At 64.1% G+C, this 24027-nt stretch carries 20 protein-coding genes and 1 pseudogene; 11 read left to right on the top strand and 10 right to left on the bottom strand.

Translation table 11 applies throughout. The features are described from left to right. Window positions 1-59 precede the first annotated feature (59 nt). Both ABOA88_RS02170 and ABOA88_RS02165 read right to left on the bottom strand, forming a co-directional pair. A complete protein-coding gene (locus ABOA88_RS02170; protein ID WP_367850907.1) occupies window positions 60-527 on the bottom strand; it encodes a VOC family protein in 468 nt (155 codons plus the stop codon). Window positions 528-638: 111 nt separating this feature from the next. Continuing rightward, window positions 639-2258 (bottom strand): NADP-dependent glyceraldehyde-3-phosphate dehydrogenase, encoded by a 1620-nt coding sequence (locus tag ABOA88_RS02165; RefSeq protein ID WP_367850906.1) that lies wholly within the window; start codon window positions 2256-2258, stop codon window positions 639-641. 141 nt (window positions 2259-2399) lie between these two features. Here ABOA88_RS02165 and ABOA88_RS02160 point away from each other — a divergent pair, with 141 nt between their 5' ends. The 4 genes from ABOA88_RS02160 (at window position 2400) to ABOA88_RS02145 (ending at window position 5893) form a co-directional block, all read left to right on the top strand. After that, the gene (locus ABOA88_RS02160) at window positions 2400-4643 is read left to right on the top strand and encodes a putative bifunctional diguanylate cyclase/phosphodiesterase (protein ID WP_196171243.1); all 2244 of its coding nucleotides are present in this window, start codon (window positions 2400-2402) and stop codon (window positions 4641-4643) included. A gap of 101 nt (window positions 4644-4744) precedes the next feature. Continuing rightward, window positions 4745-4879: a hypothetical protein gene (locus tag ABOA88_RS02155; protein ID WP_268866978.1), complete on the top strand. Its 135-nt coding sequence runs from the start codon at window positions 4745-4747 to the stop codon at window positions 4877-4879. A gap of 27 nt (window positions 4880-4906) precedes the next feature. Next, window positions 4907-5293, top strand: coding sequence for a low affinity iron permease family protein (locus ABOA88_RS02150; protein WP_196171242.1), 387 nt, complete (start codon window positions 4907-4909; stop codon window positions 5291-5293). Window positions 5294-5341: 48 nt separating this feature from the next. Next, a complete protein-coding gene (locus ABOA88_RS02145) occupies window positions 5342-5893 on the top strand; it encodes an ATP-dependent Clp protease proteolytic subunit (protein WP_043213344.1) in 552 nt (183 codons plus the stop codon). A 129-nt stretch (window positions 5894-6022) separates the two neighbouring features. On the opposite strand, the gene ABOA88_RS02140 is transcribed toward ABOA88_RS02145, so the two are convergent. The 3 genes from ABOA88_RS02140 to ABOA88_RS02130 form a co-directional block, all read right to left on the bottom strand. Further along, window positions 6023-6421 carry an NUDIX domain-containing protein gene (locus tag ABOA88_RS02140; RefSeq protein ID WP_367850905.1) on the bottom strand — a complete coding sequence of 133 codons (399 nt, stop codon included), beginning with the start codon at window positions 6419-6421 and terminating at the stop codon, window positions 6023-6025. A gap of 82 nt (window positions 6422-6503) precedes the next feature. Next, the gene (locus ABOA88_RS02135; RefSeq protein ID WP_367850904.1) at window positions 6504-10634 is read right to left on the bottom strand and encodes a CheR family methyltransferase; all 4131 of its coding nucleotides are present in this window, start codon (window positions 10632-10634) and stop codon (window positions 6504-6506) included. An 80-nt stretch (window positions 10635-10714) separates the two neighbouring features. Beyond that, complete coding sequence (locus tag ABOA88_RS02130; RefSeq protein ID WP_367850903.1) at window positions 10715-10981, bottom strand: hypothetical protein; 267 nt, start codon at window positions 10979-10981, stop codon at window positions 10715-10717. A gap of 291 nt (window positions 10982-11272) precedes the next feature. Between ABOA88_RS02130 and ABOA88_RS02125 the strand changes: the two are divergent. Both ABOA88_RS02125 and ABOA88_RS02120 read left to right on the top strand, forming a co-directional pair. Beyond that, window positions 11273-11428, top strand: a pseudogene (locus ABOA88_RS02125) (general stress protein); the annotation flags it as partial. 380 nt (window positions 11429-11808) lie between these two features. Then, on the top strand, window positions 11809-12126 hold the full coding sequence (locus ABOA88_RS02120; protein ID WP_230388084.1) for a DUF6555 family protein: 318 nt from the start codon (window positions 11809-11811) through the stop codon (window positions 12124-12126). Window positions 12127-12630: 504 nt separating this feature from the next. On the opposite strand, the gene ABOA88_RS02115 is transcribed toward ABOA88_RS02120, so the two are convergent. Next, entirely contained in the window at window positions 12631-12777 is a 147-nt protein-coding gene (locus ABOA88_RS02115) for a hypothetical protein (RefSeq protein ID WP_196171239.1), read from the bottom strand. A gap of 178 nt (window positions 12778-12955) precedes the next feature. Here ABOA88_RS02115 and ABOA88_RS02110 point away from each other — a divergent pair, with 178 nt between their 5' ends. From ABOA88_RS02110 to ABOA88_RS02100, 3 genes are all read left to right on the top strand, one after another. Continuing rightward, complete coding sequence (locus ABOA88_RS02110; protein ID WP_196171238.1) at window positions 12956-13804, top strand: helix-turn-helix transcriptional regulator; 849 nt, start codon at window positions 12956-12958, stop codon at window positions 13802-13804. A gap of 70 nt (window positions 13805-13874) precedes the next feature. Beyond that, window positions 13875-15365: an aldehyde dehydrogenase gene (locus tag ABOA88_RS02105; RefSeq protein ID WP_367850902.1), complete on the top strand. Its 1491-nt coding sequence runs from the start codon at window positions 13875-13877 to the stop codon at window positions 15363-15365. Window positions 15366-15385: 20 nt separating this feature from the next. After that, the gene (locus ABOA88_RS02100) at window positions 15386-16768 is read left to right on the top strand and encodes an aspartate aminotransferase family protein (RefSeq protein ID WP_196171236.1); all 1383 of its coding nucleotides are present in this window, start codon (window positions 15386-15388) and stop codon (window positions 16766-16768) included. 54 nt (window positions 16769-16822) lie between these two features. Here ABOA88_RS02100 and ABOA88_RS02095 read toward each other — a convergent pair whose 3' ends face one another. The 3 genes from ABOA88_RS02095 to ABOA88_RS02085 all read right to left on the bottom strand — a co-directional run bounded on the left by ABOA88_RS02095 (window position 16823) and on the right by ABOA88_RS02085 (window position 21718). Then, entirely contained in the window at window positions 16823-18949 is a 2127-nt protein-coding gene (locus ABOA88_RS02095) for a TonB-dependent siderophore receptor (RefSeq protein WP_367850901.1), read from the bottom strand. 148 nt (window positions 18950-19097) lie between these two features. Beyond that, window positions 19098-21098, bottom strand: a complete 2001-nt coding sequence (locus ABOA88_RS02090; protein ID WP_196168476.1) for a peptidase U32 family protein — start codon at window positions 21096-21098, stop codon at window positions 19098-19100. A gap of 239 nt (window positions 21099-21337) precedes the next feature. Then, window positions 21338-21718 (bottom strand): RidA family protein, encoded by a 381-nt coding sequence (locus ABOA88_RS02085; protein ID WP_070573807.1) that lies wholly within the window; start codon window positions 21716-21718, stop codon window positions 21338-21340. 171 nt (window positions 21719-21889) lie between these two features. On the opposite strand from ABOA88_RS02085, the gene ABOA88_RS02080 reads away from it, so the two are divergent. Further along, on the top strand, window positions 21890-22585 hold the full coding sequence (locus ABOA88_RS02080; protein ID WP_230387636.1) for a tRNA (adenine(22)-N(1))-methyltransferase: 696 nt from the start codon (window positions 21890-21892) through the stop codon (window positions 22583-22585). A 6-nt stretch (window positions 22586-22591) separates the two neighbouring features. On the opposite strand, the gene ABOA88_RS02075 is transcribed toward ABOA88_RS02080, so the two are convergent. After that, a complete protein-coding gene (locus tag ABOA88_RS02075) occupies window positions 22592-22861 on the bottom strand; it encodes a DUF2790 domain-containing protein (RefSeq protein WP_196168475.1) in 270 nt (89 codons plus the stop codon). 120 nt (window positions 22862-22981) lie between these two features. Between ABOA88_RS02075 and ABOA88_RS02070 the strand changes: the two genes are divergently transcribed. After that, on the top strand, window positions 22982-23911 hold the full coding sequence (locus tag ABOA88_RS02070) for a LysR family transcriptional regulator (RefSeq protein ID WP_367850900.1): 930 nt from the start codon (window positions 22982-22984) through the stop codon (window positions 23909-23911). Window positions 23912-24027 lie beyond the last annotated feature (116 nt).

Genomic DNA, 24027 nt, shown 5'->3' with positions numbered 1-24027 from the left:
AGCAGCTCCAAGCTACGAGCGACAAGCTTCAAGCAATCGCGCCGCGCATTCAACTGTGCTCAGTTGCCGCCGAACATCTTCGCGGCGCGGGCGCGGATTTCGTCGGGGGTGAGGTCTTCTTTGTGGGTGGAGACGAACCAGATGTTGCCGAACGGGTCTTTCAGGCTGCCGCTGCGGTCACCGTAGAACTGGTCTGTCACCGCGTGCAACTGTGTCGCGCCGGCCGCAAGGGCTTGGGCAAAGACTGTGTCGGAATCCTCCACATACAGATGCAGGCCTACACCGGCGCCGGCGAGCTTCTGGCTGGCGGTCAGGCCGCCTTCCATATCGCAGGGGTCGCCGAGCATCAGCGAGGAGTCGCCGATCTTCAGCTCGGCATGGCCGACGCGTCCGCCCGGAGCGTCCAGACGGAACATTTCGACTGCGCCAAAGGCTTTTTTGTAGAACTCGATGGCCTTGGCGGCATCGTTGATGGCCAGGTACGGGGTGATGCTTTGCTGGCCTTCGGGAATGGGTTTGACTGCCATGTTCGATTCTCCTTCGCGTGAGGGCACCGGTTGGCGCCCTGTTGCTTAGAGTCGTTTGCGCCCAGAGAAAATCGACAAGCCGGTTAGATCGATTTTCTCTAAGCGCGGGCGTCAGAAGATGTAATCGGTGGTCAGGAAGCTCGACTGACGATTGCGGATGATCTCGCTGATCAGCTCCTTGTTGGCGTGCTGGAACTTGGTCGCCACCAGGGTGCGGATGGAGAACACGCGCAGCGCATCATGCACCGACAGGGTGCCTTCGGCGCTGTTCTTGCGGCCGTTGAACGGGTAGGTGTCCGGCCCGCGCTGGCACTGGGCGTTGAGGTTGATGCGCCCGACCTGGTTGGCGAAGGTGTCCACCAGCATGCCGATGGTCTGCGGGTCGTTGCCGAACAGGCTCAGCTGCTGGCCGTAGTCGGAGTCGAGCACGTAGTCGATCACCGTTTGCAGGTCGCGGTAGGGCACCACGGGCACCAACGGGCCGAACTGTTCTTCGTGGTAAACGCGCATGTCGGCGCTGACCGGGTAGAGCAAGGCCGGGTAGAAGAACGAGCCGCGGCTGAGCCCACCCCCTTCGTTGAGTACCCGCGCACCCTTGGCGGTGGCATCGGCCACCAGGCCGTCCAGGTAGTCGATCTTGCCCGGTTCAGGCAACGGCGTCAGGGCCACACCTGGCTCCCACGGCATGCCGGGTTTGAGGGCAGCGAGCTTGCGTTGGAACTTGTCCAGGAACGGCTCGACCACGTCTTCATGGACGAACAGGATCTTCAGGGCCGTGCAGCGCTGGCCGTTGAACGACAGGGCGCCGGTCACGGCCTCTTCGACGGCGTTGTCCAGGTCCACTTGGGGCAGGACGATGCCGGGGTTCTTGGCGTCCAGGCCCAGGGCGGCGCGCAGACGGTGCGGGCGTGGGTGCAGTTTCTTGAGGTCGCTGGCGGCTTTGTGGGTGCCGATGAAGGCGAACACGTCGATCTTGCCGCTGGCCATCAGGGCGCTGACCGTCTCGCGGCCACGGCCATAGATTACGTTGATCACCCCCGGCGGGAAGCTGTCGCGGAATGCCTCCAGCAGTGGGCGGATCAGCAGCACGCCGAACTTGGCCGGTTTGAACACCACGGTATTGCCCATGATCAACGCCGGGATCAGCGTGGTGAAGGTCTCGTTGAGCGGGTAGTTGTAGGGGCCCATGCACAGCGCGACGCCTAGCGGGGCCCGGCGGATCTGGCCGAGGGTGCCTTGCTCGAGTTCGAAGCGGCTGGAGCGTCGGTCCAGGTCTTTCAGGGCGTTGATGGTGTCGACGATGTAGTCACAGGTGCGGTCGAATTCCTTTTCAGAATCCTTGAGGTTCTTGCCGATCTCCCACATCAGCAGCTTGACCACTGCCGTACGCTGCTCGCGCATGCGCGCCAGGAAGGCCTCGACATGCTGGATACGCTCGGCCACGCGCAGGGTGGGCCACATGCCGCGCCCCTTGTCGTAGGCCTGTACGGCGGCGTCCAGGGCGGTGAGGGCGGTGTCGGCATCGAGCAGGGGGGCGCTGCCCAGGATCACCTGGCGTTCCTCGTCGCCTTCCTTTAGCCAGACCGGGCTGCGCACCGTGGCCAAGGGGCCGTCCCAACGGCGCAGTTCACCGCCGACCAGGTAGTCGCGTTGTTCCAGCGGGGCGCCCAGGCGCCAGGCTTCGGGAATGTCGTCGGCAGCAGGAAACAGCGAATCGAGCAAAGGATCCATGGGTACGGCACCTCACGTTGTTTTTGGCTTGGTGAAACGCTTCAGCTGGTGAGCATGCACCCTGGCGCAGAAAAACACCAGTGTGGCTCAAATTTGCCCCCGGCACGCCGATACAGGATCAATCGAACTCGATTGCGGCCTATGAAGACTCTTCACCACCTCCTTGATGAACAAGCGCCGCCCCCCGTCGGCTCGCTGCGACGCACCCTCCATCGTCTGCTGCCGGTTGGTTTCGCCTTGGTTGGCATAGGCCTGTCGGTGGTGCTTGGACACCTGGACAACCAACGCGAGGAAAGCGAGCAGATCGCCAATATCTCGGCGCGCTTATCTGGTGTGCGCGGTGCCCTGGAAGCCCAGTTGCGTGCGGCTTTCGGCGAGGCCGAAGGCATTGCCCAACTGATCGCCACCGACGGACGTATCAGTGAGGCGCATTTTAAAGGCATGGCCCTCGATGCCCTTGAGTCGGTGCCTTACATGCATCACATCGCACTGGCACCGGATGATGTGATCAACGATGTCTACCCACGTGAAGGTAACCAGGCCATCATTGGCTTGGACTATCGCCGCTTGCCCGACCAGTTTCCCATGCTCCAGACGGCCCGCGAGCAGCGCCAGGCGGTCCTGGCTGGCCCTGTCCAGCTGTATCAAGGCGGGCGGGCGCTGATCTATCGGCGGCCGGTGTTCGTCACTGGCAAGCGAGGGGTGAAGTTCTACTGGGGCAATGTTTCGATCGTCGCCGATATCGATCGTCTGTTGTGGGCCACGGGCCTGCGGCCGGACATGGATTTCCAGGTGGCGGTACGCGGTACGGACGGCAAGGGTGCCGAAGGTGCGATGATCTGGGGCGATCCGCACCTGTTCGACGAGCCGCTGCTCAGCCAGGTGGTGGAGGTACCCGGCGGCCACTGGCAAATGGTCGCCGCCCCACAGGACGGCTGGCCGGTGCTGGGCCTGTTCACGTCGCCGCTGTTCATGTTTGCCTTGACCTGCACGGGGCTGTTCAGCGTGTTCGTCGCTCAGCTCAATGGCAACCAGCGCCTGCTGCAACAGCGTAACCGCGAGCTGCGCCAGTCCCAGGCGCAGCTTGAACGTCTGGCCCATTACGACACCATTACCGGCTTGCCCAACCGGGTCTTGTTCCAGCGCCAACTGGCCGAGGCGATTGCCCAAGGCCATGGTCTGGCGGTGCTGATGCTCGATATCGACGGCTTCAAGCAGGTCAATGACAGCCTGGGCCACCCGATGGGTGATTTACTGCTGCAACAAGCTACCGCACGTTTTCTGCAGGAGCTCGATAGCGCCGATCGGGTCTGCCGCCTCGGCGGTGACGAATTCGTGTTCATGCTTCAGGGCAGCCAAGGCCAGGTCAATCTTCAGGTGCAAGCCTTGCTGCGGTGCCTGCAGCGGCCGTTCGACCTCAATGGCAATGCTGCGTTGGTCACCGGCAGCATTGGCGTGGCCCGGTGCCCGCAGCACGGCGCGGATGCCGACAGCCTGCTGCGCCACGCGGACACGGCGATGTATGCGGCCAAGGAGGGCGGGCGCAACGCCTGGCGTGCGTACCACCTGGAGATGACCGAGCGCCTGCAGCAGCGCCTTGAGCTTGAGCGCAACCTGCGCCGGGCATTGGAGTACGATGAGTTCGAGCTGTGGTACCAACCCAAGGTGGACCTGTTCAGCGGTCGGCTGGAAGGGGTCGAGGCCCTGTTGCGCTGGCGCGATCCCGACCATGGCCTGGTCTCGCCGGGCGAGTTCATCCCCTTGGCCGAGCGCACCGGGCTCATCATCCCCTTGGGTGAGCGGGTGCTGGAGCTGGCCTGCGCCCAGCTGGCGGCCTGGCGCGCGGCGGACTGCCTGCCTGGGCCACTGGCGATCAATGTGGCGGCGTTGCAGATCGAGCGCAGCGACTACGTCGCCAGCCTGGCCACGGCCCTGGCGCGCCACGAACTGCCGGCCAGCCTGCTGGAGGTGGAGATCACCGAAAGCCTGCTGATGGAAAGCCAGCAACAGGCCTGTGCGGTGCTGGCGCAATTGCAGGGCATGGGTGTGGTCACGGCGGTGGACGACTTTGGCACGGGTTATTCGTCGTTGGCCTACCTGCGGGCGCTACCGATCGACCACCTGAAGATCGACCGGGCGTTCATCAAGGACCTGCCAGGCGATGACGATGCCGAAGCGGTGGCCCGGGGCATCATCGACCTGGGCCACGCCTTGGGCTTTCGGATCACCGCCGAGGGGATCGAGACCCAGGCGCAGTACGAATTCCTGCGCAACGTCGGGTGCGACCAGGGCCAAGGCTTTTTGCTCGGGCGGCCGATGCCGGCGCCAGTGCTGGAACGTTGGCTGGCCGACCATCAAGCCAAGGGGCGTTCGATGGGCCTCTGACCGGCCCTGGCGCCATCGTTTTTGAACTTTGCCGCGCCGGGCGATTCCACCGGATGCCGGGGGCGATTTTGTCCACCCGGCATTGTCAGAGGAGCGGCGCTATGAACACCGACACCGAATTCGGCGTACTGAACCAGCTTCCCCAGGCCCGCGAGCGACCCGAGGATGCCCCTGAGGTCATGCCCGACGACCCTGGCTTGCAGGGCCTGCCAGGCGAGGACAAGCTGCCGGGCTGATGCCGGTAGCAAGGGAGGACCGCCGGTATGAAATTCGATCGTTTCGCACAATGGCTGGCCAAATGGGCCGGCCGTCCGCTGACCTTCGCCATTGCATTGTTGTTGATCCTGGTCTGGGCCGTGAGCGGGCCGTTGTTCGACTTCAACGACACCTGGCAACTGGTGATCAATACCTCGACCACCATCATCACCTTCCTGATGGTGTTCCTGATCCAGAATACCCAGAACCGCGACAACGACGTCTTGCACATCAAGATCGACGAACTGCTGCGTACCACGCACAAGGCACACAAGGCGCTGCTGGATCTGGAGCACATGGATCCGGCCAAGTTGCACGCCCTGCGCAAGCAGTACCAGCAGATGGGCGAAGGCTGCGACGACTTGCCACCGGCCGCCACCGACGAGTCCGACTGACCGTCTGCCCGCTTCACTGGACTGATTCCGCCAACTTTGGAGGCAAGCATGGCCAGACACATCATCCACTTCACAGGCCCCATCAATTCATCCACCTGCGGCAACCTGATCACCACCTGCACCCGCGCCCTGCAACAGGGCGCGGATATTCTGCAGATCAACATCGCGACCATGGGCGGGGAGTGCAGCTACGGCTTCACGCTCTACAACTTCCTGCGCTCGTTGCCGGTACCGGTGCATACCCACAACCTGGGTACCGTGGAGTCCATGGGCAATATTCTGTTCCTGGCCGGCGAGCGGCGCACCGCGTGCGTGCTGAGCAAGTTCTTGTTCCATCCGTTTCACTGGACTTTGCACGGCTCGGTGGACCACTCACGAATGGCCGAGTACGCCATGAGCCTGGACTACGACCTGCGCCTGTATGCCCAGATCGTGGCCGAACGGACCGAGGGGGCCAGCGAAGTGCTCGATGTGCCGCGTTACCTGATGGCCTATCCACGGATCCTGGGCGCCAAGGAAGCCCTGGCCAGCGGCATGATCGACGCCATCGACGAAATGCCGATCGAGGCCGATGCTTGCCAGCACAGTGTCCATGCGTGATTCGGGCTGATGTGCCCTTTTTGCGGGTACACCCGCACCCACAGGTGTTTCGGTGTTCTCGACATCACCGAGGTACCTCTGGGAGCGGGTTTACCCGCGAAGGGCGCCCCGGCGAAAAACGGTCAGGTTTCAGCGCACGGAGTCGGCCAGGCACCGATCACAGGCGAGCAGTGACTGGATCAGCAGCCTGATGTCACTTTTGAGTTCGGACACCTGATCCAGGTGCGCGAAGCAGCAATCGGCGATTTCGTGGCAAGCTGCGGGCCGGGGCGCGTCGGCGAATTGGGCTTCGAACACGTAATGCACCTGCACGGGCGACTCATAGCGCATCAGGAAGGTCAGTTCCCGGGCCCGGAGCCCGGTCTCCTCCAAAAGCTCCCGCTCGGCCGCCTCGACCGGAGTCTCGCCTGGCTCGATCTTGCCGCCTGGCAATGTCCACGCGGCTTTGGGCTTTCTCACCCATAGCCATTTGCGGGTTTTCCTGCCGTGTCGGCAGATCACGGTGGCGCGGTGCTTGAGGGGCTTCATGCAGACTCCGGGCAAAATCCAGTATTCCTACTGAATTGGGCCTTGGGTGCCAGCTGGAAGTTGTACCCGCCAGGATGAGCGGTCAGTAGGGCTGCGAGCCGCTCAAGGCCTCGATCGCTTCCACCAGCTCGTCATAGGCCACCGGTTTGTTCAGATGGCGGTCGAAGCCTGACAGGCGCGACTTGTACTGGTCGGCGCTGGCGCCATAGCCGGTCAAGGCGATGGCGGGTATGTCATGCAGGTGCGGGTGTTCGCGCAGTGCCTTGATCAGCGCATGGCCGTCCATTACCGGCATGCCGATGTCCGACAGAATGATGTCGTACTGCCCGTTGGCCGCGGCCTTCAGCGCGGCGCGCGGGTCATTGAAGGCATGGACCTGCGCACCTTCCATCTCCAGCAGCTGTTGCATGATCTCCAGTACATCCGGTGAGTCGTCCACCAGCAGTACCCGGGTATTGTCCAGCCGCGGGACCACCTGCTGTTCGCCCGGGGTGTGCTGCAGTTGCGGGTTGAAGTGGCACAGCGGCAGGCGAACGGTGAAGGTGCAGCCTTTGCCAAGCCCTGGCGAGCTGGCCTGGACGCTGCCGCCATGGGCCAGGGCCAGCTGGCGTACCAGCGACAGGCCGATTCCGAGGCCTTCGCGGCTGTGGCTGGTGACTTGCGGGGTGGCCTGGGTGAACAGGTCGAAGATGTTCTCCAGGCTTTCCTCGCTCAGGCCGAGGCCCTGGTCGATCACCTGCAGCAGCGCCTGTTCGCCGTGACTGGACAGCACCAGGCGGATCTCACTACCGGCGGGGCTGAACTTCAGGGCATTGTTGAGCAGGTTCCAGATGATCTGCTCCAGGCGGGTGATGTCCCCCTCTATGAACAGGGCCTTGTCGTCGGCCGGCAACTCCAGCACCACGTCGCACGGATGCTGTTCGCTGCGCACCACGGCATGGATGTCACGCAGGATGGTGCACAGGTTCACAGGTTCGGTCTTGAGCTTGAGCTTGCCGGTGCGGATGCGTGCCACATCGAGCAGGTCGTCGATGATGCGCGCTTGGCTGGCGACGGCTTCGCAGATGGTGCCGACGGCCTTGCTGGCGGCGCTGGTGTTCTTCACCGAAGGCAGGCGGCGCAGGATCTCGGCGTTGAGCTGGATCAGGTTGAGCGGGTGCTTGAGCTCATGGGACATGATGGCGAAGAACTCGTCCTTCATGTGGCTGCTGCTCTGGGATTCGGCCAGTTGCTTGCTCTGTTCGTCGTGCAGGCGCTTGTGTCCGGTCAGGTCGCGGGCGATCTTGACGTAGCCGCGCAGGCTGCTGCCTTTGAGCAGGGAAACCTCGCCGCTGCAGAAGAAGCGGCTGCCGTCCTTGCGCACGTGCCAGCGTTCGTCCTGGCCACGGCCGTTGAGGCGGGCACTGCGCAGTTCCCGGCTGGGCACGCCGTTGGCGCGGTCCTCCTCGGTGAAGATCAGCTCGTAATGGCGGCCGACCACCTCGTCTTTGGTGTGGCCGAAGATCAGTGTGGCGCCGGTGTTCCAGTCGGTGATCACCCCGTGCTCGTCGAGCAGGATGATGGCGAAGTCATGGGTGCTTTCAGCCACCAGGCGCATGCGCTCTTCGCCCAGGCGCAGGCGCTCCTCGGCGGCGCGGCCTTTGCTGATGTCGATGAACGTGAGCACCGTGCCGTCGATCTTCTGCTCGTTGGCCCGGTAAGGCAGCAGGCGGGCCAGGTACCAGTGCTGGTTTTCGCCGCACACTTCGCGCTCGATGGACGGGGTGCCCTGGGCCACGGCGCGGGCGTCGTCGGCCAACTCCGGGTAATCCAGGCGGTGGGTGATGTCGAGCAGCGAGCGGCCGGTATCCACGGGCAGGATGTTGAAGATGTCGGCGGCGCGGGGGGTGAACCAGCGAATGCACAAGTTGCGGTCGACGAACACCGTGGCAATGGCGGTGGAGGCAATCAGGTTGCTCAGGTAGTCGTTGACCTTGTCGGTCTCCTCGACCTTGTTCTTGAGCTCGTAGTTGACGGTCAGCAGTTCTTCGTTGATCGACTGCAGTTCTTCCTTGCTGGTTTCCAGCTCCTCGCTGGCCGAACGCAGCTCCTCGTTGATCGCCTGCATTTCTTCATTGGAGGCGGTCAGCTCTTCGCTGGAAATTTCCGATTGCTCGATGGTTTCCTGCAACTGCAGGCGGGTGCGTTGCAGCTCGCGCTCCAGGTTGTTCAGGACCATGCTGTCGGTCTGGCGGATGGCGCTGGTGGGCAGCAGGGAAGGGTCGGGCACGCGCTCCTCGAACACCACCAGCAGGCATTCGCTGCCGCTGGGTTCGTCCTTGTGCGGATGCACGGCGATTTCCACCTGCATCTGGCCAAGCTCGACCGGGCGGGAGGTCACCGCTTCGTTGCCCTGGCGAACCTGGAACAAGGTGCTGCGCAGGGCCAGGCGCAGTTGTGGCAGCACCAGGTTGATCAGGTTGCGGCTGGGCTCGCCGCCGACCAGGTGCAGGAAGCGACCGACGCCTTCACTCATGTGCAGGATATTGCCATCGCCATCGAGGATCAGGCTGGGCGGGGTGCGCTTGGCCAGGGCGCGGTGATGCACCTCGGCATAGGAGAGCTTGCGGCCGGGGCGTAGCTTGGCCTGGCTGTCCTGCAAGGCGGCGGACACTTCGGCGCCGGGCAGCAGCCGACCGGAAGAGCGAATGGCAGGGCTGGCCGGACTTGCGCGGAAGATACGGTTGCGCTTGTCCACCGGGATGAACAGCTCGCTGGCCACATCCACCGATTCGGAAGTGCCCAGGAACAAGTGCCCGCCCGGGCGCAGGGCGAAGTGGAACATCTGCAGGATGTCGCGCTGCACCTCGCGATCCAGGTAGATCAGCAGATTGCGGCAGACGATCAGGTCGATTTGCGAGAACGGCGGGTCGGACAGCAGGTTGTGCCGGGCGAACAGCACTTTTTCGCGGATTTCCTTGCGCACCCGGTAATGCTGGTCTTCCTTGATGAAGAACTGGCGCAGCCGGGCCGGCGGCACATCTGTGACGATCGACTCCGGGTAGAGGCCGGTACGGGCGGTGCCGATGGCGCGCTCATCCAGGTCGGTGGCAAACACCTGGACCTTCGCTGCGCGCCGCTCCAGCGCCAGTTGCTCGCATACGAGCATGGCCAGGCTGTACGCCTCTTCACCGGTCGAGCAGCCGGCCGACCAGACACGCACCTCGCTTGGACCCTCACCGCTTTCGCCATCGCTGACCAGCTCCGGCAGCACATGACGCTCCAGGGATTCGAACGCTTCGCGGTCGCGGAAGAAGTTGGTCACGCCGATCAGCATGTCCGCCAGCAGCTCAGCGGATTCGGCCGGGTGCTGCTCGAGGTAGCGCTGGTAGGCGGCCAGGTTCGGCTGCCCGGTGACGTGCAGGCGCCGCTCGATGCGCCGCAGTACGGTGGCACGTTTGTAGTGCTGGAAGTCATGGCCGGTATTGGTGCGCAGCAACAGAAGGATTTCATCGAGCAGCGGTTCGGCCTGGGCGGGGTCGCCGCTACGGGTGCCCAGGGCTGGGGGCAGGGTGTCGTCCTCGATGGTCGGCAGCCTCACCTGGCGAGCGTTGCGCCATAGCTCCATGAGCTTTTGCGGCATCTCGGCCACCGGCAGCACGGCGTCGACCATGCCAGTCTCCAGCGCCGCCCGCGGCATGCTGTCGTATAGGGCATCATCAGGTGACTGGACCAGGGTCACGCCGCCCTGTTCCTTGATCCGTGACAAACCTACCGCCCCGTCGGCGCCGGTGCCGGAGAGGATCACGCAAAACGCATGGTCCTTGTGCACATCGGCCAGGTCGCGGAAGAACAGGTCGATCGCGACATGATCCCCCCGGCGACGGTTGGCCGGGCTGACACGCAGGTAGCCATCGTTGGTGGACAGGCGGTTGGCCGGGGAAATCACGTAGACATGGTTGCGCTCGATCGGCACCGGTTCGCTGACCTGCAGCACCGGCATGGCCGTGGTTTCCTGGATGATGCGGTCGGCAACGCTCTGGTGGTCTGCCGACAGGTGCAGCACCACCACGAAGGCCATGTCGCAATCGGCGGGCATTTGCTTGAAGAAGGTGCAGATTGCCTCCAGCCCTCCTGCCGAAGCGCCAATGCCGACCACCGGAAAGTCCAGGTGGCTCGGGCTCAACGTCGGATTCTGAGGCGAGGCGACGGCGGGCTTGGAGGATGACTTCATGGGCGCAGCCTTCTGCAGACCTAACGATTCGGCCCATCGCAGCATCGCCGGGCGGTTGATGCGCGATTATAGGCCCGCTCTCAACGGCGCGGCGAGCGCGCGCGGGCCCCGCTGTTCGGGGCGTGGAACGTTCGCTCGATCAGCGCCAGATGCTCCAGTGCTTCCTGGTAGCGCTCGGCCGCCTTTCGCCGCAACGCCTGGTAGCGGTCGAAGCGGCCGGCATCGAGCCCGGGGCGGTCAAGCAAGGCAAAGGCGGTGTGGTCGAATTGGTAGGCCTGCTGGAGCAGACGGCGGTTCTGTTCCAGGGCGAGTTGGCGGCAGGCGTGGGCGGGGTGGGCATGCATCATGGCACGGTTCCTGGTCGAGGAAGAATGGGCGTTTCTGTATGACCGCGCCGCCGTTGGCGAAGTGCCAAAAATATCCTGCACCCAGACGCTCGCGTGCAAATGTTTGGCCGGGGCATTGTTTGGCGCCACTCGTCCGAGCCTGGACAGACCGATTGAGCAGAGCCTGCCCTGGCCGGTTCGGAACTACTGCACGGTGTGATTCCGTGCCCAGCTAATCCACCTGTAAGGAGAAACGACATGGCTCGTGATCAAGAAAACAGCGGACAACGTGGCGGCACCAAGGAAACCAACCCGGGCAACTTCGCCAACGACCGCGAAAAAGCCTCCCGCGCAGGCCACAAAGGCGGGCAGAACTCCGGGGGCAACTTTGCCAACGACCGGGAGCGGGCCTCCGAGGCCGGCCGCAAAGGCGGCCAGCACAGCCACGGTGGCGGTCGCAACCAGTGACGCCCGCCCGATCCAGCCCGGTGTAGCAGCTGCCGGGCAACGACCCTGGGCAAGTGGCCTCGTGCCGCTTGTCCAAGGTCGTTCCATGTATGGGCCTGCTGTCGGCGGCTTGAGTACGCCCGCCAGGCCTTTGGCGTGGACTGCCATCGACCATACCCCTGACGACGGTCCAGCCGACACCATCATCCGCCAGACCGCGGGCATGTGTGGCGTGGACGCGGTCATCCGGAAGGTGATGCTGCTGCCTGGCGCAGTCCCGAGCGCCTGGCAGGATTCAGGCATCGGGCCACTCATTCGAATTGTTCGACAATCTTTTGAATCTTCGCGCAAAACCTTGATCCATCTGGATGTCATCCATGGAGAAGAGGAGGGCCCCTACGATGCCAACCCCACAGCTGTACATCATCGACTACCGGCTGCATGGCCAGCCGCGCAGTTTCATCATCCGTCTGGAGCGCATGGACAATGCCGAGGCTTGGCATTGGGCCAGTTGTGATGCTGGGGTGGGGATCATTCCGAAGTTCGGCAGAGAGAAGATCCGCAAGGTGAGCCGGCCCATGGCCGAGCGCTATGGCGTGAGTGACGTGAGCTGGCGACTTTCAGGCAGTGGGCCGGCCTTCGTGCCGCAGTCGGGTCCAGGCGATGGCCAGGGGCAACCTGAGGTGGGCTCAACCCAGGAAGACGCGACGACCGCCTGATCTACGGCTGATCTGTACGGGGCAAGTGTGCATCCTGCACCGGCAGGACTGCAGGCTTGCCCCGTGTGCGTTCAGGCCCCTGATTCAGGGTCGCTGGCTGGAACGCCGGGGCGGTTGCCGTCGTCTTCCAGGTCCGGGTCGGTATCGGGATCATCGGCGCGGTCGTTGCGCTGATCAGGGTTGAGTGCTGGCTAGTCGTCCTGGACGTTGCCGCCGCCCATCTGCAATGTCGTGTGCATGGTGACCTCCTCGGGTTCGAAAAAAGGGCCCGCTAGCAAGCGGGCCGAACACAGGAGTGGAGGCGAAGCTGTTGCCGCACCTCTCATGGATTAAGAGCCCTGACGGGGCGGGTGTGATCGGTTTCTGATGCAGGAACTGCGACCAACGGTTCTGCCCGGGCGTGGCTGTTGTACCGAGTTTCCCTATTGGCGGGCCAACCCGCTCCCACAGGGGGCGGTGGTGGGGGCGGGCGCGGGTTTGCCCGCGAAAGGGCCGGTGCGGCACTCAGCCATCGGACTGCTCTTCTGGGGGCACCTGGCCTTCCGGCCAGTCGGGGGCTTCCTCCTCCGGTGGTGGCACTGGTTCTCCGGGATTGTGAGGGATGTTGTCCACATAGGGATCGGGATCATTGGGCTGCTTGGGGTCTGCCATGGCTGGCCTCCGAGACGGGTTGGCTTGCCTGGCATTAGGTTCGCGGGCCGAGGGATGCGTTCACTGCGGCGGTACGAACGGCAGCTCACCCCGAAGGGTGATGGTCGCCTTGGTCAGTGCGTGAAACAATCCCAGCCAGCCACGAATACGTACAACAACCCTGGCGGGGACCTGAGACATGAGCAAAGACCAGCTGAAATCGCCCGACTGGTACGAGCAGATGGCCCGTGTCATCGAGGCCATCGGCACGCCAGGCTTCGTCGAAGCGCTGTTCGGCGCGCTCAACTGCCTGGCCCAATGCCAGGCCATCACGGTGTTCCTCTACCCACGCAAGGGCCTGCCTTCGGCCTTGTTCGAAAAAGACGAAGAGGGTCCTTGGTTGCCTGAAGGTAACGTGCAGAAGTACCTCGAAGGTTATTACCTGCTGTGCCCGTTCTACCGCGCCTGCATGGAGGGCCTGGCCCCTGGCTGCTATCGCCTGAGCGATGTGGCGCCTGACCACTTCAAGCGCAGCGAGTACTACCTGTCGTTCTACCAGCACGCGCACCTTGAGGACGAACTCAACTACATCGTCCCGCTCGATACGCAACTGACCATCGCCGTGGCCCTGGGCAGCACCCGGCGCCTGAGCGCGGCGCAGGTCGCCGACCTCAAACGCATCGCCCCCTGGGTGGTGGCGGTCGTGCGCCGGCACTGGGGTCAGCTGGATGCCGACAGCCTGGGCGGGCGCTTCGAAAGCGCCCTGGGCCGGCAGATCAACGCCGCCCTGAACAATTTCGGCTCCTCCCTCCTGACCGAGCGCGAGTGCCGGGTCGCCCAATACCTGCTGCGCGGCCACTCGACCCGCTCGCTGTCCGAACGTTTGGGCATCAGCGAAGACACGGTCAAGACCCACCGCAAGAACCTCTACACCAAGCTGGACATCGCCAAGCAGTCCGAGCTGTTCTCCTTATTCATCGATTCGTTGGCCCAGGCCCAGGAAGGCTTGAGCAAGGACCCGCTGGAAAGCTACCTGCGAAGGCGCTGACCGGCCTACCGCGTCACCCCACCTACAACCATAACCAGCGGCCGCCCAGGCGGTCGCAAGGGAGTCCTGCGTGCATACATTGAGCGATTGGCAGCAGCGCGCTGCGCAACAAAGCTTCATCGACACCGCGTTGATCGACGGCCGCCGCGTGGCTGCCTGCTCGGGCGCGACCTTCGACGCCATCAACCCGGCCACCAACCAGGTATTGGCCAAGGTTGCCGCCTGCGGCGAACTCGAGGTCGATCAGGCGGTGCGCTCTGCCCGTAGGGCCTTCGAGCAAGGCCCCTGGGCCCGCATGGCACCCACGGCCCGCAAACGCGTCCTGCTGCGCCTGGCCGAGTTGATGCTGGCCCACCGCGAGGAGCTGGCCCTGCTCGATTCGCTGAACATGGGCAAACCGGTCATGGATGCCTACACCATCGATGTGCCGGGGGCGGCGCACGTCTTTGCCTGGTATGGCGAGGCCCTGGACAAACTTTACGACCAGGTGGCGCCGACCGCAGGCAACGCGTTGGCCACCGTCACCCGTGAAGCCCTGGGGGTGGTGGGGGCGGTGGTGCCATGGAACTTCCCCCTGGACATGGCCGCCTGGAAAGTCGCGCCGGCCTTGGCGGCCGGCAACAGCGTGGTACTAAAGCCCGCCGAGCAGTCGCCGTTCTCTGCCCTGCGCCTGGCCGAACTGGCTCTGGAGGCTGGGCTGCCGGAAGGGGTGCTCAACGTGGTCACAGGTCTTGGCGAGCAGGCCGGTAAAGCCCTGGGCCTGCACCCGGATGTGGACTGCCTGGTGTTTACAGGCTCCACCCAGGTAGGCAAGTACTTCATGCAGTACTCGGCGCAATCGAACCTCAAGCAGGTTTGGCTCGAATGTGGCGGCAAGAGCCCGAACCTGGTGTTCGAGGACTGCCGCGACCTGGACCTGGCGGCGGAAAAGGCAGCCTTCGGCATCTTCTTCAACCAAGGCGAAGTCTGCTCGGCCAACTCGCGCCTCTACGTGCAGCGCTCGATCCACGACGAGTTCGTCGAACGCCTGTTGGCCAAGGCCCGCGACTGGATGCCGGGCGACCCGTTGGATCCGGCCAGCCGCGCCGGGGCCATCGTCGATGTCGGGCAAAGCGCACGCATAAGTGCGGCCATCGACCAGGCCAAGGTCGATGGCGCACGGCTGCTGTGCGGTGGCCAGCGCCTGAGCATCAACGGCTCGGACAACTTCATCGCACCGACGATATTCACCGGTGTGAGCGCCGACATGGCGTTGGCCCGCGAGGAGGTCTTCGGCCCGGTGCTGGCGGTCAGCACCTTCGATGACGAGGAGCAGGCCCTGCGCCTGGCCAACGACAGCATCTATGGCCTGGCCGCCTCGGTATGGAGCGATGACCTCAACCGCGCCCACCGTGTGGCCCGGCGCCTTAAGGCCGGCACCGTGTCGGTCAACACCGTCGATGCCCTGGACGTGGTGGTGCCGTTCGGTGGCGGCCGCCAGTCCGGTTTCGGCCGCGACCTTTCGCTGCATTCGTTCGACAAGTACACCCAACTGAAAACCACCTGGTTCCAGCTGCGCTGATATTCCTACGGAGAACAACAATGAACGCACCTTTCCAGCCGCAACGCGAAACCCGCGACTACCAGAGCGCCGATGCCGCCCACCACATCCATGCCTTCCTCGACCAGAAGGCGCTGAACGCCGAAGGCCCGCGGGTCATCGTGCGTGGTGAAGGCCTGCACCTGTGGGACAACGACGGCAAGCGCTACCTGGACGGCATGTCCGGCCTGTGGTGCACCCAACTGGGCTATGGCCGCAAGGACCTGACCGCCGCCGCTGCAGCGCAGATGGACCAGTTGCCGTACTACAACATGTTCTTCCACACCACCCACCCGGCGGTGATCGAGTTGTCCGAGCTGCTGTTCAGCCTGCTGCCGGGGCACTACAGCCACGCCATCTACACCAACTCCGGCTCCGAATCCAACGAAGTGCTGATCCGTACCGTGCGCCGCTACTGGCAGGTGATGGGCAAGCCCGAGAAGAAGATCATGATCGGCCGCTGGAACGGCTATCACGGCTCGACCCTGGCTGCCACGGCCCTGGGCGGCATGAAGTTCATGCACGAGATGGGCGGGCTGATCCCGGATGTCGCGCACATCGACGAGCCGTACTGGTACGCCGAAGGCGGCGATCTGACCCCAGCCGAGTTCGGGCGTCGCTGCGCCCTGCAACTGGAGGAAAAGATCCTCGAACTGGGCGCCGAGAACGTTGCAGGCTTTATTGCCGAGCCGTTCCAGGGGGCGGGCGGCATGATCTTCCCGCCAGAGAGCTACTGGCCGGAAATCCAGCGCATCTGCCGCCAGTACGACGTACTGCTGTGCGCCGATGAAGTGATCGGTGGCTTTGGCCGTACCGGCGAATGGTTCGCCCACCAGCACTTCGGCTTCCAGCCGGACACCCTGTCCATCGCCAAGGGCCTGACCTCCGGCTACGTGCCCATGGGCGGCCTGGTGCTGAGCAAGCGCATCGCCGAGGCGCTGGTGGAGCGCGGCGGGGTGTTCGCCCACGGCCTGACTTACTCCGGTCACCCGGTGGCGGCGGCCGTGGCCATCGCCAACCTCAAGGCCCTGCGCGATGAAGGCATCGTGCGTCAGGTCAAGGACGACACCGGCCCGTACCTGCAGCGTTGCCTGCGCGAGGTGTTCGGTGATCACCCGCTGATTGGCGAGATCCAGGGAGCTGGCCTGGTCGCGGCGCTGCAGTTCGCCGAGGACAAGGCCACCCGCAAGCGCTACGCCAACGAGAACGATCTGGCCTGGCAGTGCCGGACCTATGGTTTCGAGGAAGGCGTCATCATCCGCTCGACCCTGGGCCGGATGATCATGGCCCCGGCCTTGGTCGCTAGCCGTGGCGATATCGATGAGCTGGTGACCAAGACCAAGAGTGCAGTAGACCGCACGGCGCGAGGCTTGGGCTTGCTGTAAGCCGTCGGTAGCGTGACAGGGGCCGCTTCGCGGCCCCTTCTCGGCTCTAGGCGATCAGAAGGTGTAGCTTACGCCGGCCTGCACGGTACGTGGCGCGCCGGGGTAGACGTAGTTGTTGAAGGCGCCTTCGTCGTATTCCTTGTCGAACAGGTTCTTCAGGTCCAGATTCAGCCGCACGTGCTCATTGACCTGATAGAAGCTGAGCAGGTCGACCACGGTGTACTGCTCCATGGTGTAGGTCTGCGCCGCGGTCTGGCCGGCGCGGTCGTCCACGTACTTCACGCCCATGCCCAGGCCCAGCCCTTTGAGGCCACCGCCCTGGAACTCGTAGGTATTGAGCAGGCTGAAGCTGTTGCGCGGAATATTGGCCAGACGGGTGCCGGTCGGCAGGCTGGTGTCCTGGGTCACTTCGGCATCGACGTAGGCGTAGCCACCGATCATCCGCCATTCGGGGGTGAGGTTGCCGGCCACGGTGATGTCCAGACCGCGGCTGCGAACTTCGCCGGCGGCCACCTTGTAGGTTCCGGTAGGGTCCAGCGGGTCGTTGGCCAGGACGTTTTCCTTGACGATATGGTAGATCGCCGCATCGACGCTCAACTGGCGATCCAGCGCCTCCCATTTCACGCCCACCTCGTACGACTTGCCTTTTTCTGGGTCGAAGCCCTGGCCTTGCCGGCTGGCACCGCTATTGGGCTTGAACGAGCGGGCGGTGTTGGCGTAGACGGCAACCGTGTCGGTCAGGTCGTACATCAGACCCAGGCGAGGGGTGACGGCGTTGTCGGCGGCGGTCCAGTCAGCGGCGCCCGGCAGGTAGTTGTCGTACTGGTGCTCGAATCGCTCGAAACGCAAGCCCGCCAGGGCCTTGAGGCGGTCGGTCAGGGCTACCTGGTCCTGGATGAACGCTGCCCAGGTCTTGAGGTTTTCCTTGTCGTCGGTAGTGGTGCGGGTGAGGGCAGGGCGTGGCTGGCCCAGGACCGGATCGAACAGGTCGATGGGGTAGGCAGTGCTGCCTTTGGCCGAGCGACGGATGATGGACTGGTAGTCGTAGTCTTCGTATTCGATGCCAGTCAGCAAGGTATGGGCGTAACCTGCGGTGTCAAAGTGCCCGGTCAGGTTGAGCTGGTAGTCCCGATCGGTCCATTCCAGTTTCCGATAGCTGAAATTTCGCCCGAGGGTACGGCCATCGGCCTGAAGTTCATTGGCCTCCACGGCATTGCCCTTGAGTGTGCCGTCGAGCCACTGCATGCCACCGCCCAGGGTCCAGTCCTCGTTGAGCTGATGCTCGAAGCGCAGCTGGGCCATGTTGTTGTCGTTGTGCAGCAGGTTGTCGGAGCCTTTTTCCCAGACGTTGGTATCGCGCGAAGCCCGGTCACGCTGATTGGCAAAGCGTGTCAGGCCGCGGTCCAGAGGGTGGTTGTTGCGCATGAAATCGCCTTCGAAGACGATGCGTGTGGTGTCGTTGACCTGCCAGCTGAGCACGGGGGCGACGTCGTAGCGCTCGGTCTGGACGTTGTCGCGGAAGGTTTCGCCGCCTTCGCCGAGTACGTTCAGGCGGTAGGCCAGGCGGCCTTCCTCGTCGAGCGGGCCGGTGGCATCGAGGGTGGCGCGGTGCATCCCTTGGTCATCGAACTGGCTGCCCAAGGTGACTTTGGGGTCGGCCAGCGGCTGCTTGCTGACCACGTTGAACGTGCCGCCGGGATCGCCACGCCCGTACAGGCTGGTCGCCGGGCCGCGCAGGACCTCCAGACGTTCGACGGTGTTGGCATCCGGGGCGTTGGGGTAGCCGCGGTTGATGGGGAAACCATTGCGGTAGAACTCGCCGGTGGTAAAGCCGCGCACCGTGAAGGTGGTCAGGCCTTGGCCGCCGAAGTTGTTGGCTCGCCCCACACCACCGGCATAGTCCAGCCCGTCCTGCAGGCGGGTGGAGGCGGTGTCTTGCAGCACATCGCTGGGTATCACGCTGATCGATTGAGGCGTCTCGTGCAGCGCTGTGTCCGTGCGCGTGGCACTGGCCGAACGCGTTGCCTTGTAGCCGATCACCGGGCCGTCGGCGCGCTCCAGGTCACTGGCAGCGTCAATATTGACTGCTTGCAGCTCAAGAGGGGCTGAGGCTTGCGACTCGGCCAGGGCAACGGGAGAAATAGCGGGAATCAGGCAGAGAGAAACGAACGCACGACGCATCGACAGCACGATCCTAGGGAGGGCGGAAGCTGCGGATCATAACTGATAGGTATTATCATTTACAGTGGTATTTGGTGTACCGCAGTACCAGTTTCGAAGCGTGGTGAGCGGGCACGAAAAAGGGGGCACATGGCCCCCTGTTCCGTCATCAGTGCGGCGCGCGCGGGATGGTCTTGAGCAGGTCTTCCGGGCTGATGTGCCCGACCACCTGGGCCACGGCGCTGCCCGGGCTTGGCAGATCGATGATGTGGTCTTTCATCTTGCCGATCACATGCATTTCGCAGGGCTTGCAGTCGAACTTGAGGGTCAGCACTTCATCGCCATGCACCAGCTGCATCGGCGCGACCTTGGTGCGTACGCCGGTGACGCCCTTGGCCTGCTTGGGGCACAGGTTGAAGGAGAAGCGCAGGCAGTGCTTGGTGATCATCACCGGCACCTCGCCGTGCTCTTCGTGCGCCTCGAAGGCGGCATCGATCAGCTTGACCCCATGGCGATGATAGAAGTCGCGGGCCTTCTGGTTGTAGACGTTGGCCAGGAACGACAGATGCGCCTCCGGATACACCGGCGGCGGTGTGGTCTCGGCCTTGCGCCCGCCACGGGGGTGGGCCTTGACCCGCGCCTCGGTCAGCGCCTCGATGGCTTCGCGGCGCAGGGCCTTGAGCTGCGAGTTGGGGATGAAGTACGCCTGCGGGGCGTCCAGCTCGATGGCATTGGCGTGGTACTGGGTGGTGCCCAGTTGGCCGAGCAGGTCGTGCAGTTGGTCCAGGGCTTGCTGGGGCTTGTTGGCTGCGCCGAACGGGCCGTCCAGGGCGACCTGCACGCTGACGCCTTCCTCGCTGGTGACCGTCAGCGCCAGGCGCTGTTCGCGCAGCACCGCGTGCCATTCGACACCCACACGACGCTCGGCGGAGGTGCGTTGCAGTGCTTGCTGCCAGTTGTGGTCCAGGTTGCGCGAGAGCGGGTGGTTCGGGCGCAGCTTGTGCAGGCCTTCGGGCATCTCGTTGGGCTCGACGCGGTAGCGATAGCGCTTCTGGCCGTCCTCTTCGAATTCACCTTTAGGTTCGGCGATGTTGGCACGGAAGCCCACCACCTCACGCTTGACCAGCACGTTGAGGCCGTCGCCGTTGGTCAGCGGCACCTCGGTGACCACCTGCAGGTCGCGCTTGCCGACTTTTTCCACCACCCCCACCGGCAGGCCGGTGAAGGTGGGAGAGTCGAAGGCGCCGATGTCGATCTTGCGGTCACTGACGAAGTAGTCGGTGCTGCCGCGGTGGAAGGTCTTGTCCGGATCCGGCACGAAGAAATGCTCGGTGCGACCGCTGGAGGCGCGGGCCAGGTCCGGGCGGTCCTCGAGGATGGCGTCGAGTTCCTTGCGGTAGTGGGCGGTGATGTTCTTCACATAGCCCATGTCCTTGTAGCGGCCTTCGATCTTGAACGAACGCACGCCGGCATCGACCAGGTCGCGAAGGTTGGCGGTCTGGTTGTTGTCCTTCATCGACAGCAGGTGCTTCTCGAACGCCACCACGCGGCCCTGGTCATCCTTGAGGGTGTAGGGCAGGCGGCAGGCCTGGGAGCAGTCGCCCCGGTTGGCGCTGCGCCCGGTCTGGGCGTGGGAAATGTTGCACTGGCCGGAGAAGGCCACGCAGAGGGCACCATGGATGAAGAACTCGATGGCCGCGTCGGTTTCGCTGGCGATGGCGCGGATCTGCTGCAGGTTCAGCTCGCGCGCCAGTACCAGTTGGGAGAAGCCGGCCTGGTCGAGGAACTTGGCACGCTCCAGGGTGCGGATGTCGGTCTGGGTGCTGGCGTGCAGCTCGATCGGTGGGATGTCCAGCTCCATCACTCCCAGGTCCTGGACGATCAGCGCATCGACGCCGGCATCGTACAGCTGGTGGATCAGCTGGCGGGCAGGTTCGAGCTCGTTGTCATGCAGGATGGTGTTGATGGTGGTGAAGACACGCGCGTGGTAGCGGTGGGCGAACTCCACCAGCTCGGCGATATCGCTGACTTCGTTGCACGCGTTGTGGCGGGCGCCGAAGCTCGGGCCGCCGATATAGATGGCGTCAGCGCCGTGCAGGATCGCTTCGCGGGCGATGGCCACGTCACGGGCGGGGCTGAGCAGTTCCAGGTGATTCTTTGGGAGGGACATGTCGTTAAGGTCGGGCTGTCACGGTCAAGGCGCGCATTGTACCGGTGAAATGGCCCGGGGGCATCCATCGGCTGTCCGATGGCCGTGCCCCGCGTGGAGGGGCGCTGTGGAGGGGCGGGGCAATCCGCGGGGGCGTCGGTGGTTCCGCGACCGCTTTAGCGGGTAAACCCGCGCCCACAGGGGCCTGGTGCGACCCATGTGGGGGCAGGGTTCAATGACACCCGGCTTTCAGGAACGGCTCAGGCCTTGGCCGCCATCGCCGTGACTTCCACCCGCATCCCCTCGACCGCCAGGGCCGCAACGCCAACCGCCGCGCGCACAGGCCAGGGCTTGGCGAAGAAACGCTGGTACACCTCGTTGAACGCCGGGCGATCGGCCATGTCGGTCAGGTAGATGGTCAGGTGCAGTACGCGGTCCATGGAGCTGCCGGCGCGCTCCAGGGCGTCCTTGAGGGCTTGGAGTGTGCATTCGCTCTGCTCGACGATGCCGCCGAGCTCCAGGCTGCCGTCGGCGCGGGTCGGGATCTGGGTGGTGACCAGCAGGCCGCGAAAATCGGCGACGTCGGAGGAGATGGACTCAGGGTCCGGGTCCGGGATGAAGGTGATGTCTGCGTTTGCCATGAGGGTATTTGCCTTGCAACGGAAGGAAACCTGCAAGCCTACGCGAGCGGCCCGGGCGGGTCGAGCGGTGGCTCTGGTCGGCGGTATTTGAAATGCCGGGCATTGCTCGTCAGAATCGCGCCCCGAACCGGCCACTGGCGCCGGTCGATTGTTGCGAAAAAGGGGCAAGGGTTGAACGAACAGACATTGTCGATGCGCCTGGAGCGTGTGGCCGCCCATGTGCCGGCCGGGGCACGCTTGGCCGATATCGGCTCAGACCACGGCTACCTGCCGGTGGCGCTGATGCTGCGTGGCCGCATCGAAGCCGCCGTGGCCGGCGAGGCGGCGATGACGCCGTTTCGCTCGGCCCAGCGCAAGGTGCGCAAGAACGGCCTGGAGCAGGCAATCACCGTACGCCTGGCCGACGGCCTGGAAGCCATCGAGCCGCAGGATCGCATCGACGCCATCAGCCTGTGCGGCATGGGCGGGGAGAAGATTCGTGAGATCCTCGAGCGGGGCAAGCATCGCCTGAGCGGCAAGGAGCGGTTGATCCTGCAGCCGAACGTGCGTGAAGGCACCCTGCGCGAGTGGTTGATGGAAAACGACTACCGTATCGTTTGCGAGGAGTTGCTTGAGGAAAACGAGTTCACCTACGAGATCATCGTGGCCGAACCCTGCCAGGCGGTGGCCTATTCCCCAGAGGAGTTGTATTTCGGGCCGTTGCTGATGCAGGAGCGCAGCCCGGCGTTTCTGGCCAAGTGGGGTCTGAACCTGCAACGCAAGCAGCGGGTCATGGCCCACTTTGCCCGTGCCCGGCAGGCGGTGCCGGAACAAAAGGCCCAGGAAGTGGCCCTGCAGGTGCGCTGGATCGAGCAGTTGCTGGCGTAATACCCGTTACAGCTGCGAGCAGTTGCCCATTTCCCGATAGTCGACCTTGTGGGTCTGGCCCTGCTGGTCGATGTAGACCATATGGGCGGTGCCCACCGCGCAATCGGCTGCGTTGCTGGCCGGGGTGATGGAGATCACCTTGGCCACATCCAAGGGCATGCCGTATTCATAGGTCTCGCCGGTGGCCGCAACGGGCTGGTTGTCCGCCGAATCGGCGACGGCACCAAATGAAGCCAGAGTGGCGAACAGGGTGAGCAAGGCGATCGAGGGTTTCATGGCGGCGTTCTCTTTTAGCGGTGACTCATGATGTATTTCTTGGGTATCGCCAATAAAGGCTCTTATCCGTGATAGATTCCTGCCTCGAATGCATGAATAGGTCACAGGGAACCACACACCATGGACATGCTGCACGCCATGCGAACCTTCGCCCGGGTAGTGGAATGCGGCAGTTTCGCCGCCGCCGCCAACGCCCTGGACATTTCTGCCGCCCAGGTGTCGAGGATCGTCGCGGAGCTGGAAAACCAGCTGCAGACCCGCCTGCTGCACCGCACCACCCGGCGTCTGCGCATGAGCGAGGCGGGCGAGCGGTTCCTTGAGCGTTCGCGGCAAATCATGCTGCTGACCGAAGAAGCCATGGACGAGGCACGCGGTGCCCACCTCACGCCCCGTGGCCGGTTGCGCCTGCATTGCACCCATGGCCTGGGGCTATTGATGATGCCGCTGGTGGCCCGCTACAACGCCACCTGCCCGGAAGTGGTCATGGAACTCACGTTGTCCCAGCGCAACCCGGACCCGCTGGCGGACGGCCAGGACGTGGTGATCGCCATCGGCCAGGGCCTGCCGGACTCGCAACTGATCGCCATCCCCCTGGGCAGCATCCACAGCATTCTCTGCGCTTCGCCCGATTACCTGGCACGTCATGGCGTGCCCCAGCGCCCGGAAGAGCTGCACCAGCATGTATGCCTGCGCACGGTAGACCCGTTGTTCGAGGAGGACTGGTCGTTCGAAGGGGCGGACCCTTGCGTGATCGTGCCACAGGACACTTTCCTGACCAATGTGGCCGACGCCATGCTCAAGGCGACGGAGCTTGGCATGGGCATTGGCCTGTTGCCGTACTACTCGGCTACCCAGGCCATGGAGCAAGGCCGCCTGTGCCGGTTGCTCGCGCCCCATCGGCTGCGTCAGCGGGAGATCTATGCGATCTACCCGTCGCGGCATTACCTGGACGCCAAGGTCCGCACCTGGCTGGATTTTCTCAAAGAGCAGTTGCCGGTGTTGTTCCAGGCCCATGAAAAGGTGGTGGACGACCCGCGCTACTGGCGATGACCTTTGCGGGCGACCCAGAGGTGTCCTCTTCGCGGGTAAACCCGCTCCCACAGGTACAAACGCTGTTGTCGAGAACACCAAAGAGCCTGTGGGAACGGGTTTACCCGCGAACGGGC

It is taken from the genome of Pseudomonas sp. PKS (assembly GCF_051913525.1).
Classification (GTDB): Bacteria; Pseudomonadota; Gammaproteobacteria; order Pseudomonadales; family Pseudomonadaceae; genus Aquipseudomonas; species Aquipseudomonas guariconensis_D.
This window is presented reverse-complemented; position numbering and strand designations above follow the sequence as displayed.